A 13,231-nucleotide genomic window follows, 5' to 3' on the forward strand; every position below is an offset into this window, starting at 1 on the left:
CGGAAACAAATCCGAAATCGGCATCATCGCCGAGCCAATAATCCCAAACGCATGCTCAATACCATGCATCTGCAGTACCTTAACAAAGGCCTCTTCCGTCGTCATCTTCATCGGGGTGTACTCCAAGCAGCAATGATGATTGCCAAGGCGGATGCCCGGGCGTTGAATCTGGAATAGGCGGAAGGGGTGGCAGTAGGTTAGGGCCAGACTGAATGGCCGGGTATGTCCAGTAAAGACCTATGCGGATTGGATTGCCGAAGCGATGAGGTCAATCCCCGGCCGAATCCGATCCGGGGTGATCGAGGAATACCCCAACCGGAAATAGTTTCGCGGACGGTCCGCCCCGTAAAAGAACGGCTCACCGGGTTCGATATGTACGCTCTGTTTCTGCAATGTGCGCGACAGTGTTGTCGTGTTCACATGATCCGGCGCTTTCATCCAGATCGACGACCCGCCGTGAACACCGCGCCCGGCGGCTGTCAGGCCTGCATCCTCAATCGCGTCCTCAATCGCTTTTCGGCGTTCCTGCAGGGCTTTGGACATTCGCCTGATCTGCGCGTCGTAATGCCCGAGAGACAGAAAATAGGCAGCCGTACGCTGCACGTGGCCGGGCGGATGGCGAAGGACCAGAGAGCGCAAGGCCCGCGCTTCGCGGATGAAACGTTCCGATCCGACCATGTATCCGAGGCGCAGACCGGGAAACAGGGATTTCGAAAAACTGCCGACGTAGATGACCCGGCCATCGCGGTCCAGAGACTTGAGCGCCGGGGAAGGTGCGCCAAGAAAAGCCATTTCAAATTCGTAATCATCTTCGACAATCATGGCGTCGATTTCACGGGCGCGTTGCAAAAGCTCGTGCCGACGCTCAAGCGGCATGGTCGCTGTTGTCGGACATTGATGGCTGGGCGTGGTAAAGATCACATCCGTGTCGTCGGGAATGGCTTGCGGTGGCAAACCGTCCATATCGACACGCAGCGGTGCGAGTTTGCATTCCGATCGCAGCAGCAACTCGCGCAGGGCGTAATAGCAGGGATCTTCGATTGCTGCCTTGCGGCTGCGGTTCAGCAACACCCGCGAAGCAAGCCAGAGAGCGTTCTGTGCCCCAAGCGTGATCAGTATTTCTTCGGGTCGGGCAGCGATTCCCCGTCGTGGCAGGGTGTGGCGCGCGATGAACTCGACCAGCAAAGGATCATCCGCATCGACATAATCGCCGGTCAACGAGGCGAAATCCTTGTGCCCCAAGGCGCGCACCGCGCACAGGCGCCAATTGGCATGGTCAAACAGGGTCCGGTCGGCCTGTCCGTAGATGAAGGGATAGCGATAATCGCGCCAGTCCATCGGCTTTGGCAGAACGTCGCCGCCCGAGAATCGCCGCGCCAGCGCCTTGCCCCAATCCACGGTTTCCTCACCGCGCTGCATGGGTGCATAGGTTGGCGGAACAGGCGCGTTTTCAGAAACATAATAGCCGGATCGTCCCCGCGAGACGAGGTAATCATTGGCCAGAAGCTCGGTATAGGCCAGCGTGACGGTGATTCGGCTGACCCCCAGGTGACCGGCCAGTTTCCGGGATGACGGCAGCTTTTCCCCCACATGGAATCGCCCCGACAGGATGCCTTCGGCGATCATCTGCTGGATTTGCGCCTGCAGCGTGCCTTGCCCGTCAGGTTTCAGAAAGAATGTGTCGACTGCGATCCCCATTCGGGCACCTTAACGTGGACCTAAGGTGTGCACAATCTGGACTTACATCCGAAACGATCCCTCAGTTGAAAAAAATTGGTTGACTTTCACACGATTCTAAACCAAATAACTAGAAATCTAGTTTAATGGAGATAAGCAATGTGGGAAACAGCCTCCGCGGGTTTTTCTGCAATGGGATCCGAAGCCCGGCTTCAGGTGCTCAAGACACTGGTCCGCGCCGGTGAGGCCGGTCTGACCGTGGGTGAAATCCAGAACCGGACGGGCATCGCGCCGTCGACACTGGCGCATCACCTCAGGTTTCTGGCGGCCGGTGGAGTGGTTGAGCAGGAAAAGGCCGGACGCACCACGATCAACCGGGCACGGTTTGATGAACTTAAAAAACTTGCGCAATTCATTCTGAGCGAATGTTGCGCCGACGAAGAGAGAAAGGCCGCCAACAATGGCTGAACTGACGCAAAATCCCAGACCAGTTGCCAAAAGCGCGCTGGAATGGGTTAAGACTCCCTGGGCGCTGATTGTTGCCATTCTGGCGGCCGTCGCCGTGCTTGATCCCGGAAACTGGACCACTGTCGTGACCTTTGCGGGCAAGGCGCTGGCCCATACCGGGCAGTATATTCTGTTTGCGGTTCTGTTGCTGGCCTATCTCAAGGCGACAGGTGCCGAGGTGATGGTCGCGCGCGCTTTTGTCGGGCGCGAGACGCGGATGATCTTTCTGGCCGCGCTCTTTGGCGGGCTTGCCCCGTTCTGCTCGTGCGAGGTTATTCCGTTCATTGCCGGTTTGCTGGCCTTGGGCGCCCCGCTGTCTGCGGTGATGGCGTTCTGGCTAAGTTCCCCTCTGATCGACCCGCCGACCCTTTTGATTACGGCAGGGGCACTGGGCTGGCCTTTCGCGATTGGCAAGGCTGTTGCCGCTGTTGCGTTGGGGCTGTTTGGGGGCTTTGCTGTGAAACTGCTGATGAAACAGGGCGCGTTTGCTGAACCGCTGCGGGAATACAAGCCCGCTGGCTGCTGCGGCTGCGGCCCCAGCAAGGAAGAAAAGCCCCATTGGCGGTTCTGGGAAGAGGCCGAGCGCCGCAGCAAGTTCCGCACTGAATTCGTGCATAACGGCCTGTTCCTGCTGAAATGGTTGGCCTTCGCCTATGTTCTGGAGGCCTTGCTGGTCAGCTATGTCCCGGCGGATCTGATCGCGGGAGCAGTCGGGGGTGAAGGTCTTTTCCCCATCATTGTCGCCGCTCTGGTCGGGATGCCTGCCTATCTGAACTCATATGTAGCGCCTCCGCTTCTGGCAGGGCTGATGGAACAGGGCATGACCGCAGGCGCCGCGATGGCCTTTATGGTGGCGGGCGCTGTCAGCTCGATCCCTGCGATGGCGGCTGTCTGGTCTCTGGTTAAGCCGCGCGTATTCGCGACATATCTTGGGCTTGGCATCAGCGGGGCAATTGCGGCGGGCGCATTGTTCCAGCTGATCTGACAAGAGTGCCGTCCGTCAAAAAAGGGGCGGGCGGCATTCAACCTGGCAACGGGTATTCCGTTATCCGGCCTCGCAATATCGCGGAAGTTTGAAACGATATCGCGCGTCACCACTTTCGACAAAAACCCGTTTCTCAATGCAGGCAGTTGTGCCCACGGTTGTCGAAACCTCGGCCTCGGTTGATGTGATCGATGCGGCAGACCCGTCCGGCAATCGTACCGACGCGATGACGCCGTTGTTCAGGTCTCCGTTGATCGGTGTGGCGGACAGAACGGGCACAGTCATGAACGAGTCATGCTCGTGCCTGCCATCGCCGCTGAACAAAAGCAGGCCGGCCAGAATGGCGAACAAGGCTACAACGCCCAGTACGGCCAACCCCTTGGTCTGAAAAAATACATAGATCGAGACGGCCCGGTGGGGGCCAAAGACAGTTGAAAGAACGTTCAGCATTGCATCCTGCAGATACAGAAAACCCCGGCCTGATCAGGCCGGGGTCAAATTGGGTCAGGGGCGGGTTTCGCCATCCTCGTCTTCGTCGTCGCCGCCGCCTTTCGGCAGGTTGAAGAAGCTGTCCGCATCGATGATCGGATCGCTGTCCTTTTCCTCATCGCCATCATCGGACAACGAGAAGGTTTCCAGACCTTCGATCGCCGTCGGAATTTTCGGTGCGGCATCCATTTCAAGCGACTGTTCGGTCGAGACCAGCTTGCGGCGCTCATCATCGCTCATCACGCCGCCTTCGGCTGCTTTCTTGGCAGCGGCCTTTTGGACCACGGCATCCAGTTCCGACTGTTTGCACAGGCCCAGAGCGACCGGGTCGATCGGCTGCATGTTGGCGATGTTCCAGTGGGTGCGTTCGCGGATCGACTGGATCGTGGGTTTGGTGGTGCCCACCAGTTTGGCGATTTGGCCATCGCTGAGTTCCGGGTGAAACTTGACCAGCCACAGGATCGAATTCGGACGGTCCTGACGCTTGGACAGCGGTGTGTACCGCGGGCCACGGCGTTTTTCCTCGCCGGTGGCGGCGGGGTTGAACTTGAGCTTCAGCTTGTGCAGCGGGTTGTTCTGCGCCGTGTCGATCTCGTCCTGAGTCAGTTGGTTGTTGGCAATCGGGTCGAAACCTTTGACGCCAGCCGCAACATCTCCGTCCGCGATGCCCTGTACCTCAAGCTCGTGCATCCCCACGAAATCCGCGATCTGCTTGAAGCTGATCGTGGTGTTGTCCACCAGCCATACGGCTGTTGCCTTGGCCATAAGCGGTTTTGCCATCAGCCCGTCTCCTATAAATACATCTGTCCCGTCGCCGGAATTCGGCGGCCCCGTGGTGTTGGGGCAGGTTTCCGTTGTCGGGGAACTTGGGCTGTATATAGTCGCGCAAGGGCAAGAAGGGAAGAGGCGAATGCGCTGGGTGGTTCTGGGGCCGGTTTTGTGGATGTTCAGTGCGATGTCAGTGCTGGCCGATGGCGAAAAGGCGGGCGAATTCGACTATTATGTCCTGTCTCTCAGCTGGTCGCCCAACTGGTGCGCGCGCGAAGGTGATGCGCGCGGATCGGACCAATGCGACGCGCGGCACGACCACGGATGGATTTTGCACGGGCTCTGGCCGCAGTACCATCAGGGCTGGCCAGCCTTCTGCCGCACGACTGAGGCACCCCCATCGCGCGGCATGACCCGTGAAATGGAAGATATTCAGGGCAGTTCCGGTCTGGCCTGGCATCAGTGGAAGAAACACGGCACCTGTTCGGGTCTTTCCGCGCCCGACTATTTCGCCCTTTCACGGCAGGCTTACGACCGGGTCGAGCGCCCCAAGGTGTTCCGCAAGCTGGACGCATCCGTCAAACTGCCCGCCTCGGTGGTTGAGGAGGCGTTTCTGAAAGCCAATCCGGGTCTGGAAAAAGACATGGTCACGGTGACCTGCCGGGACGGCTATATCGAAGAGGTCCGCCTGTGCCTGTCTCGCGATCTTGATCCCGTGCCCTGCGGTCGGGATGTGATCCGCGACTGCACCGCCAAGGACGCCCTGTTCGATCCGATTCGTTAGAGCTTCTTGTTCTGGCAATCCCGTGCGTATTCCAGTGCCTTGGCAGTCCCTTTCAGGTCAATCGCCATCACTCGCTCACCTGCCGGGTTATAGACGGTCATGGTCTTGTTATTCGCAATGGCATTGACGAAATTTCGGTCGGTGAAAAACACCGTCCCCCCTGGCACGCGGTCCTGTCTGAATCCGATGGCGGTGGCATCAAAGCTCTTGCCGTCCAGTTCGAACCGGATCGGATAGCTCTGCCCCGGTTCTATATCACCCCAGGCCTTGTTGTAGACGGTGAAATACCCGCGATTGCCCAGCGCGTCATAACCCAGCCGAACCACCGAGAGGTCCTGATAAACCGTCTGGATCAGGCACCCGTTGCCAAGGCTGGGATCCATCATGATGTTCCAGCCTTCGACAAAGCCCTTGTCGATCAGTTCCTGAGACATAGCGGCAGTTGCTGTGAAGGCGGCAAAGGCAAGGGCGAGAAGGCGGGTCATCGAAAAGCTCCCAAAAAACGCTGAGTTTATCATTCTTTAGCGCAGTATCGCGGCCAGCCATAGAGGCTTGTCAGAAAGCAGGTGCGGCTAATGCAGCCAAATTCCACCCCAATCGCTGACAGCCGGGTCATGTCAGGATGGTTTCGGTGTTTTGGGAGAGGTGAAAAATGCACCCTTGGGTCCTTGGCAGTTGTAGAAGCTGGTCCAAATCCAGCCCTAACCAGATACCCCTGAGCACCAGTGAAGTAACACCATGTGTTACTACAATCGCCGGTGCGTCCTGCTCGTCCAGAAAGGATCGGACTCTATTGGCAATGTCCTCAAAGCTTTCACCGCCAGGACTTTGAAAGAACCAATGATGACTTTCGTACGGGGATTCGATCTGGGTCCGGATGAAATCTCTTGTGGCGCCTTCCCATTGGCCAAACGCTATCTCCATCAGCCGAGTGTCGGGTTTTGCTACCAAATGAGGCGCAATTGCCAGCCTCGCCGTGTGTTGAGCCCGCTCCTGCGGACTGACGAAAACACGTGAAGGCGCGTTCGGAACGCGGCTGAGGATCTCGTACTGCCTCACCGCCTGAGACTTGCCGGTTTCGGTCAGTGGAGAATCCTTGCGGCCCTGGAATTTACCCAGCTTATTCCACTCGGTTTCACCGTGCCTCAGGACAAAAAGATCGGGGTATTTGTTCAAGAGAATACCTGTGAGAATTTGATGTGTTCCGGTAAAATTCGGTCAACTGGAGCTGAAAAGTGCTACTAGTCTAAATTTCCTTCCGCGCCCGGAGCGCCGCCGTAATTGTCCCGTCATCAAGATAATCCAGCTCTCCGCCAATCGGCACACCTTGCGCCAGTGAAGTCAGGCGCACCTGTCCCTCTAGCTGATCCGCGATGTAGTGGGCCGTGGTCTGGCCGTCGACAGTGGCGTTCAGCGCCAAAATGACCTCGGATATCCCCTCGGCCGTCACCCGATCCTTGAGGCGCGGAATGCGCAATTCGTCCGGGCCGACCCCGTCCAGCGCCGACAGAGTGCCGCCCAGAACGTGATAGCGGCCTTTGAATACCCCTGCGCGCTCCATCGCCCAGAGGTCGGCCACATCCTCGACCACGCACAACTCTCCGGTTGCGCGGGCTTCGTTGTCGCAGATATCGCAGATATCGGTGGTACCTACATTGCCGCAGTTCAGGCATTCGCGGGCGGTGGCGGCCACCTGCTGCATAGCGTCAGACAGAGGTGTCAGCAGCAGGGCGCGTTTGCGGATCAGGTGCAATACCGCGCGGCGGGCCGAGCGCGGCCCGAGGCCCGGCAGCTTGGCCATCAGGTCGATCAGGTTGTCGATATCGCTGTTCGAACTCACCACGCGTTCTCCTGCAAATGGGCCGGGCACCGATGCCCGGCCATTGATCCGTCAGGAGGGTGTATCAGAACGGCAGCTTGATGTCTTTCGGCAGACCCATGCTTTCGGTGAGTTTTGCCATTTCTTCCTGCGAACGCTCGGCCGCCTTGACCTGCGCGTCCTTGATGGCGGCAAGGATCAGATCCTCGACCACTTCCTTTTCGTCGCCATTGAAGATCGACGGATCAATATCGAGGCCCTTCAGATCGCCTTTGGCGGATGCGGTTGCCTTGACAAGGCCCGCGCCGGATTCGCCTGTGACCACGATGTTGTTCAGCTCTTCCTGCATCTCGGTCATCTTGGTCTGCAGTTCCTGTGCGGATTTCATCATCTTGGCCATATCGCCCAATCCGCCGAGTCCTTTGAGCATTGGTTTTCTCCTGTATGCCGGTTTGACGCCTAGATACGGGGGGTGCGTGCGCGGCACAAGGGGCAGGGTGGCTCAGATGACGCGCACGGAATTCAGACCATCCGCTTCGGTCACCGAGCAGCAGATCGAGCGCAAAATGCGGGGATGATCATAATCCCATGGGCGACCCCGATGCAGGGTTGCGCGCTCATCCCAGATCAGAACATCGCCGACCTTCCACTCATGAGAATAAACATATTCAGGGCGCGTGCAGAATTCGATTGCCTCTTCAAGGGTTTGCTGGCTTTCGGAATGACCCATGCCTTCTATGGCAAAGGCGTGCGAGGCGATAAACAGCGCCTCATCCTTGGTTACCGGATTGGTCCAGATCGCGCGCCATGGCCTGTCGGGCCAGCGGGTCATGCGCGGCAAAGCGGCAAGGTCGGCCGAGATCTTCGACCGGGAATGTGAAAGCCTGTGCCAGATTATTGCATCGCGCAAGGCATCTTTCAGGTGGTCCGGCATATCTGCCCATGCCGCACGCGTTGAGGCGATTTCGGTTTCGCCGCCGCTTGGCGGAACGACATGCGCCGTCAGGATGTTGATCAATGCAGGGATCGGCAGAAATGTGCTGTCGGTGTGCCACAACATGTTGGCCTGCAGATCAAGTAGCCGCAGATCGTCCCGGGCCCGCATTCCTTTGTCGGTCTGGTTGGACAGTTCCGAGACCTGAAACTCCATATCCCGTCCCGCGGCCATGGCTTCGCGATTTTCCAGTGGGCCAAACAATGCGCCAAGGCGCGTGTGATCCGAATCGGAGATGGACTGGCCGGGGAACAGTAGTAGGGAATGCGCCTCGAACGCTGCGCGGATTTCGGGATAGAGGTGACTTTCCGTCACTTCGCGCAAATCCACGTCGTGGATAGTCAGTCCAAACCTTTGATGCAGCGGTGTCGTTCTCATGTCACTCAAACTCGCAGGGTTTTAGTCAGAGTGAGAGGCGCAGGCCCGGGTTTCAAGCCGGTTTGCGACATCGCTGCAGATGTGTGCAAGACGCGTCAGTCTTCTTCGAAGGGATCCCACTCATCCTCGACCTCGGGCAGGGCTTCGGTCTCGACCTTGGCGGCCAGTTGCTCAACCGTCTGGATTTTGGTGATGCGTGCCTTAGGGAACTGTGCCAGCACGGCCTGTACCATCGGATGTTCTCCGGCTTCGGCCCTCAGGGCGAGTTCTGCGGCGTCGCGCAATTCGGCAATCGTTGGCGCATCGCCGTTCGAGGCGACGGACACCGTCCATCTGTTCCCTGTCCAGCGCTGCAGGGATGAACCCAACCGTTGCGCCAGATCCGTCGGGGCCTGTTCGGTTGGCGTGAATTCGATCCGGCCCGGTTGGTATGATACCAGTCGCACACCACTTTCAACCTCGACCAGCAGTTTTACATCGCGGTTCGAGCGGATCAGTTCGACCACATGTTCAAAGGTCGGATAACGCGCAAGGGCTGCCTGCAGTTCCTGCGCCAGCGCGGCAGTTGGTGCACCTCCGCTTCCACGTGGTGGCGGCACGTGTGCAGGTGCTGCAACGACACCCGCATTTGTGACGGCGGCACTATTGCCGTTTACCGGGACGCCACCGCCCGGGCCGCCCGAAGGTGGAGGGGGCGTGTCCTGAAGACGCCGGATCAGTTCCTCGGGGCTGGGCAGGTCGGCCACATGCGTCAGACGGATAACCGCCATTTCCGCCGCCATCATCGCGTTAGGTGCGGCTGCCACCTCTTCCAGCGCCTTCAGCAGCATTTGCCACATCCGGGTCAGTACGCGCATCGGCAGAGCCTGCGCCATCTGCTGGCCACGGGCGCGCTCGTCCGGTGAAACGGTCGGGTCCTCGGCTGCGTCCGGCGTGATTTTGACCACTGATATCCAATGGGTGATTTCGGCCAGATCGCGCAGCACCGCCAGCGGGTCGGCCCCTTCGGCATATTGCGCGCCCAGTTCGGTCAGTGCCCCTGCCGCGTCGCCGCGCAGGATCATGTCTGTCAGGTCCAGTACGCGCCCTCTATCCGCCAGCCCCAGCATCGCGCGCACCTGATCGGCCGAGGTTTCCCCCGCCCCATGAGAAATCGCCTGATCCAGCAGCGATGTCGCGTCACGGGCGGAACCTTCCGCAGCACGGGTGATCAGGGCCAGCGCGTCTTCGGCGATCTCCGCGCTTTCGGCGCTGGCGATCTTGCGTAGCAGGCCAAGCATGTCCTCAGGCTCGATCCTGCGCAGATCAAAGCGCTGGCAGCGGGACAGCACCGTCACCGGAACCTTGCGAATCTCGGTGGTGGCGAAGATGAACTTTACATGCTCGGGTGGTTCCTCCAGCGTCTTGAGCAGCGCGTTGAAGGCGCTGGTCGACAGCATGTGCACTTCGTCGATGATGTAGATTTTATAGCGCGCGCTGGCGGCGCGGTAGCGGACAGAATCGATGATCTCGCGAATATCGTTGACGCCGGTGCGGCTGGCCGCGTCCATCTCCATGACATCGACATGGCGGCCTTCCATGATGGCGGTGCAATGTTCACATTTGCCACAGGGTTCTGTCGTTGGACCGCCTTCACCATCCGGGCCGATGCAGTTCATCCCCTTTGCGATGATCCGCGCGGTGGTGGTTTTGCCGGTGCCCCGAATACCGGTCATGATAAAAGCCTGCGCAATCCGGTCGGCTTCGAAGGCGTTTTTCAGTGTCCGCACCATCGCGTCTTGACCGACAAGATCGGCAAAGGTTTCGGGGCGGTATTTTCGGGCAAGGACCTGATAGGCCGTGGATGCGGTGTCGGTCATGTCTGCTCTGGCGGATTCGTACTGAAGCCGCAGCGTAGAGCCCCCCGCCGCCCGCGTCCACAGCAGGTCGTTGCGAAATTAATTTGGATAATGCCCGATGCGGGGTAAATTACAGCTGTGGGTAACCGGACGGCCATGACTGGCAGGGCCTGTTTGGGGGGAGTTAAATGTCTGAACTGGTGATATACGCCTTGCAGGTCGGCGGCGGAACGCTGGCCATTTCCCCGCTGCCGGGGCGTGGCGGAAGATATTCCGAAGATCTGAACACGATTGCCGACTGGCAGCCGGGTCTTGTGATCTCGATGACCACCGAAGTTGAGATGATTCAGGAGGGCGCGCGGCATTTTGGCACTGACATTCAAAGCCGCGCCAGCCGCTGGGTGCATCTCCCGGTCGAGGATTTCGGGGCGCCGCCTGCCGAAATTCGCGCGCGATGGCGTGACGTCAGCGCCTCTGCCCGGCAGGCGTTGTCGGGTGGCGGGCGCGTGCTGGTGCATTGCAAGGGCGGGTGCGGCCGCTCGGGCATGGTTGCCCTGCGATTGATGGTAGAGTGCGGCGAAACACCGGCAAAGGCGCTGAGCCGCCTGCGCGCCGTGCGCCCTTGTGCGGTCGAGACCGAAGGGCAGTTGGACTGGGCTACAAAGCCCGCGCAGGCGCACGCGCAGCACTGACAGTAACTTGCGGTAACCTAAGCCGAAGCGTGGGTCGGACCGCAGGTGACGGCGCTGGTTGTTCGGGGCGTCGCCTCAAGAATCGCGCAAGGTGGATTGGTGATCCAACCGGATGGCAGGGACGTTGATGCCGGGTTCAATAGGACATCCGCATAGCGGTCCAGCTGAGCGGTTTCTGTTGCTTCATCCACATCGCAGTACACGCGAATCCGGCTCCCATATGCGTGAAACCGCGCCGTACAGCCGCCAAGGCAATGTGCAAGTTCAGTGTTACCCTCGATCTCGAAGCCGTCCGAAGTCGCCCGGCGAGCCTGTGTGACGGCCCTGGTAAGAGTGTTTGCCATGTGCAACAGCGCCGGACAGGGTTCGCCGGTACGTTGGCAGACCGTGGCTGAAAGCACGTGTGTCTCGGTTTTCAAAATCATGATGCGCCCTCCGCGCTACGGATGGGGCGTTGATCAGGGGAAAGACGGCGCTGTGCGTCAAACCCATTACGGACACCCCGCCCGAATTCGAGTTACAGTTTCGATGGCAGGTCTCCTGACTTGCGGGTCATTGCTTTGCCGACCTTCCCGGCCATTCGGCCAGTGGCATTTCGGCATTGCTCTCCGCCTACAGTTGCGGGGGCAGTCGCGGCATTGGTTCAATTGAACCGCACCGTGTTCCCTTTTCATCCCGTCCGAAGATTCGGCACGGAAACCATCACGCAAGTGCTACCCGCACGGAAGCGCCCGGGTCAACGGAATTCGTCGAACCGCATCATCTTTGGAAGTCCGCGCAGTACGTCCGAATTCTGCCGGGCGCGCGCCAGTTGCCATCCCCCCTGCAGCAGGATGAACAGGGCATCTGCCTGAAGGTCGGGGTCTGGTACGTTCAGGCGCCTTGCGTGGTCTTTCACTTCGGTCATCCAGCCTTCGTACAGATGATAGGCGTGCTCGCGAAATTCAGTGTTCTCAGGCCCTTCGAACAGCGTTGCCGAGATGGGGCAGGTGTCCCAATGCCCTGATTTGTCGAAAAGTTTCGCGATCTTGTGGCACAGGGTCTCAACGCCCTCTCGAAAGTTCCCGGCGGGCTCAAACGAGGCTGCGATCAGGCGCAGCATGCCATCCGACGCCCATGTCGCGGCAGCAAGCGCCAGATCGGATTTTCCGTTCGGAAAGTGATGATAAAGCGAACCCTTGGGCGCATTCGCAGCCATAAGCAATTCGGACAAACCAACGCCGTGATAACCCGAACGCTGGAACAACTCGGCAGCGGTGCGGATCAGGCGATCTTTGGTCGGAAGCGGACGTTCGGTCATTTGAATTGCATATTGACGAGATTAGACCGATTGGTCCAGAACGAACTGAATGGACCGATTGGTCCAGTGATTGGCGGGGTTTGTGATGTTGGACAGCCAGAATTCGGTAATAGTCGAAGATTTCAGGTTTCCATCGGGCGGCGCGGAGCTGTCGGCCCGCCTGTATTCACCGGCTGCCGAACCTTCGGTGGTGGTCGTTCTTAACGGCGCGACGGGTGTACCCAGAGACTATTACAAGCATTTTGCCCGATGGCTGGCAGCGGAAAAGGGAATGGCCTGCCTGACCTATGACTACCGCGATTTCGGCCATTCGCAGACCGGCCCACTAAAGGCGTCCACGGTGACCATGGCAGACTGGGCCCTGATCGATATGCCCGCTGCACGAAACGAGATGCGGCGCAGGTTCCCGGACGCGAAACTGTGGGTCATAGGGCATTCTGTCGGCGGGATGCTTGGGCCGGTTCAACCCGGTATTGAAGAGATCGACCGGATGATCTGCGTCTGCTCGGGTCTGGTGCATCACAGTGATCATCCGTGGCCCTATCAGGGGCTGGCGAGGCTGTTTTGGTTTGGTCACGCTCCCCTGCTGGTTCGCTTGATGGGTTATCTTCCCGGGCGGATGATCGGGTTTGGCGCGGACTTGCCGCCGCTGGTCTATTGGCAGTGGCGGAAATGGTGCACCTCGCGGAAAAGCTATTTGCCCGAAGCGGGGCAGGGCCTGCCAGCAGCGGACTGGGGCCGTTCGGACGCTCAGGTAGATATGTTTGCCTTTACCGACGATCAGGTGATTCCGCCGAAATGTGTCTGGCGTCTGGCCGATGTCTATGGCCCCGCAGCGCAAAGGCACGAATTGAATCCGGGCGACTTCGGGCTTAAGGACGTTGGGCATCTGGGGGCATTCGCCCGCCGGAATGCAGCTGTCTGGCCAAAGTTGATGGCGTGAATCGTCGGCCACTGTTACGGGCACAAACCGACAGACCCGCGCGGTTCTTGCGATCAC

Annotated in this window: 16 protein-coding genes and 1 riboswitch; of the genes, 5 read left to right on the forward strand and 11 right to left on the reverse strand. The window is 59.2% G+C overall.

Annotated elements, in window-relative coordinates:
* Positions 1 to 237 precede the first annotated feature (237 nt).
* Positions 238 to 1,698: a MocR-like pyridoxine biosynthesis transcription factor PdxR gene (gene pdxR / locus ACR0NW_RS23250; protein WP_170657220.1), complete on the reverse strand. Its 1,461-nt coding sequence runs from the start codon at positions 1,696 to 1,698 to the stop codon at positions 238 to 240.
* A 138-nt stretch (positions 1,699 to 1,836) separates the two neighbouring features.
* Between pdxR and ACR0NW_RS23255 the strand changes: the two genes are divergently transcribed.
* Both ACR0NW_RS23255 and ACR0NW_RS23260 read left to right on the forward strand, forming a co-directional pair.
* Entirely contained in the window at positions 1,837 to 2,145 is a 309-nt protein-coding gene (locus ACR0NW_RS23255; protein WP_480453134.1) for an ArsR/SmtB family transcription factor, read from the forward strand.
* Entirely contained in the window at positions 2,138 to 3,169 is a 1,032-nt protein-coding gene (locus tag ACR0NW_RS23260) for a permease (RefSeq protein WP_480453136.1), read from the forward strand. Before ACR0NW_RS23255 ends, ACR0NW_RS23260 begins: the two co-directional genes overlap by 8 nt.
* A 60-nt stretch (positions 3,170 to 3,229) precedes the next feature.
* Here ACR0NW_RS23260 and ACR0NW_RS23265 read toward each other — a convergent pair whose 3' ends face one another.
* Positions 3,230 to 3,619, reverse strand: a complete 390-nt coding sequence (locus ACR0NW_RS23265; protein WP_480453138.1) for a hypothetical protein — start codon at positions 3,617 to 3,619, stop codon at positions 3,230 to 3,232.
* Between the two features lie 54 nt (positions 3,620 to 3,673).
* Entirely contained in the window at positions 3,674 to 4,438 is a 765-nt protein-coding gene (locus tag ACR0NW_RS23270; RefSeq protein ID WP_480453140.1) for a DUF1013 domain-containing protein, read from the reverse strand.
* Between the two features lie 130 nt (positions 4,439 to 4,568).
* Between ACR0NW_RS23270 and ACR0NW_RS23275 the strand changes: the two genes are divergently transcribed.
* The gene (locus tag ACR0NW_RS23275; RefSeq protein ID WP_480453141.1) at positions 4,569 to 5,210 is read left to right on the forward strand and encodes a ribonuclease T2 family protein; all 642 of its coding nucleotides are present in this window, start codon (positions 4,569 to 4,571) and stop codon (positions 5,208 to 5,210) included.
* On the opposite strand, the gene ACR0NW_RS23280 is transcribed toward ACR0NW_RS23275, so the two are convergent.
* The 6 genes from ACR0NW_RS23280 to ACR0NW_RS23305 form a co-directional block, all read right to left on the reverse strand.
* Positions 5,207 to 5,695: a hypothetical protein gene (locus ACR0NW_RS23280; protein ID WP_170657208.1), complete on the reverse strand. Its 489-nt coding sequence runs from the start codon at positions 5,693 to 5,695 to the stop codon at positions 5,207 to 5,209. The genes ACR0NW_RS23275 and ACR0NW_RS23280 overlap by 4 nt on opposite strands.
* A gap of 127 nt (positions 5,696 to 5,822) precedes the next feature.
* Positions 5,823 to 6,386 (reverse strand): histidine phosphatase family protein, encoded by a 564-nt coding sequence (locus ACR0NW_RS23285; protein WP_480453143.1) that lies wholly within the window; start codon positions 6,384 to 6,386, stop codon positions 5,823 to 5,825.
* Between the two features lie 70 nt (positions 6,387 to 6,456).
* Positions 6,457 to 7,050 (reverse strand): recombination mediator RecR, encoded by a 594-nt coding sequence (gene recR / locus ACR0NW_RS23290; RefSeq protein ID WP_480453145.1) that lies wholly within the window; start codon positions 7,048 to 7,050, stop codon positions 6,457 to 6,459.
* A 64-nt stretch (positions 7,051 to 7,114) separates the two neighbouring features.
* Entirely contained in the window at positions 7,115 to 7,459 is a 345-nt protein-coding gene (locus ACR0NW_RS23295) for a YbaB/EbfC family nucleoid-associated protein (protein WP_480453146.1), read from the reverse strand.
* Between the two features lie 72 nt (positions 7,460 to 7,531).
* Entirely contained in the window at positions 7,532 to 8,401 is an 870-nt protein-coding gene (locus ACR0NW_RS23300) for a TauD/TfdA dioxygenase family protein (RefSeq protein WP_480453148.1), read from the reverse strand.
* Positions 8,402 to 8,496: 95 nt separating this feature from the next.
* Complete coding sequence (locus ACR0NW_RS23305; RefSeq protein WP_480453149.1) at positions 8,497 to 10,260, reverse strand: DNA polymerase III subunit gamma/tau; 1,764 nt, start codon at positions 10,258 to 10,260, stop codon at positions 8,497 to 8,499.
* A 167-nt stretch (positions 10,261 to 10,427) separates the two neighbouring features.
* Between ACR0NW_RS23305 and ACR0NW_RS23310 the strand changes: the two genes are divergently transcribed.
* Positions 10,428 to 10,931, forward strand: a complete 504-nt coding sequence (locus ACR0NW_RS23310; RefSeq protein ID WP_480453151.1) for a protein-tyrosine phosphatase family protein — start codon at positions 10,428 to 10,430, stop codon at positions 10,929 to 10,931.
* Between the two features lie 17 nt (positions 10,932 to 10,948).
* Here the strand turns inward: ACR0NW_RS23310 and ACR0NW_RS23315 are convergent, their stop codons facing one another.
* The gene (locus ACR0NW_RS23315; protein ID WP_480453153.1) at positions 10,949 to 11,356 is read right to left on the reverse strand and encodes a hypothetical protein; all 408 of its coding nucleotides are present in this window, start codon (positions 11,354 to 11,356) and stop codon (positions 10,949 to 10,951) included.
* 88 nt (positions 11,357 to 11,444) lie between these two features.
* Positions 11,445 to 11,650, reverse strand: a riboswitch (cobalamin riboswitch).
* A 17-nt stretch (positions 11,651 to 11,667) separates the two neighbouring features.
* The gene (locus tag ACR0NW_RS23320; RefSeq protein WP_480453155.1) at positions 11,668 to 12,231 is read right to left on the reverse strand and encodes a TetR/AcrR family transcriptional regulator; all 564 of its coding nucleotides are present in this window, start codon (positions 12,229 to 12,231) and stop codon (positions 11,668 to 11,670) included.
* A gap of 85 nt (positions 12,232 to 12,316) precedes the next feature.
* Here ACR0NW_RS23320 and ACR0NW_RS23325 point away from each other — a divergent pair, with 85 nt between their 5' ends.
* Positions 12,317 to 13,174: an alpha/beta hydrolase family protein gene (locus tag ACR0NW_RS23325; RefSeq protein WP_480453156.1), complete on the forward strand. Its 858-nt coding sequence runs from the start codon at positions 12,317 to 12,319 to the stop codon at positions 13,172 to 13,174.
* Positions 13,175 to 13,231: the final 57 nt, after the last annotated feature.

This window comes from Ruegeria sp. CF5 (assembly GCF_056537325.1).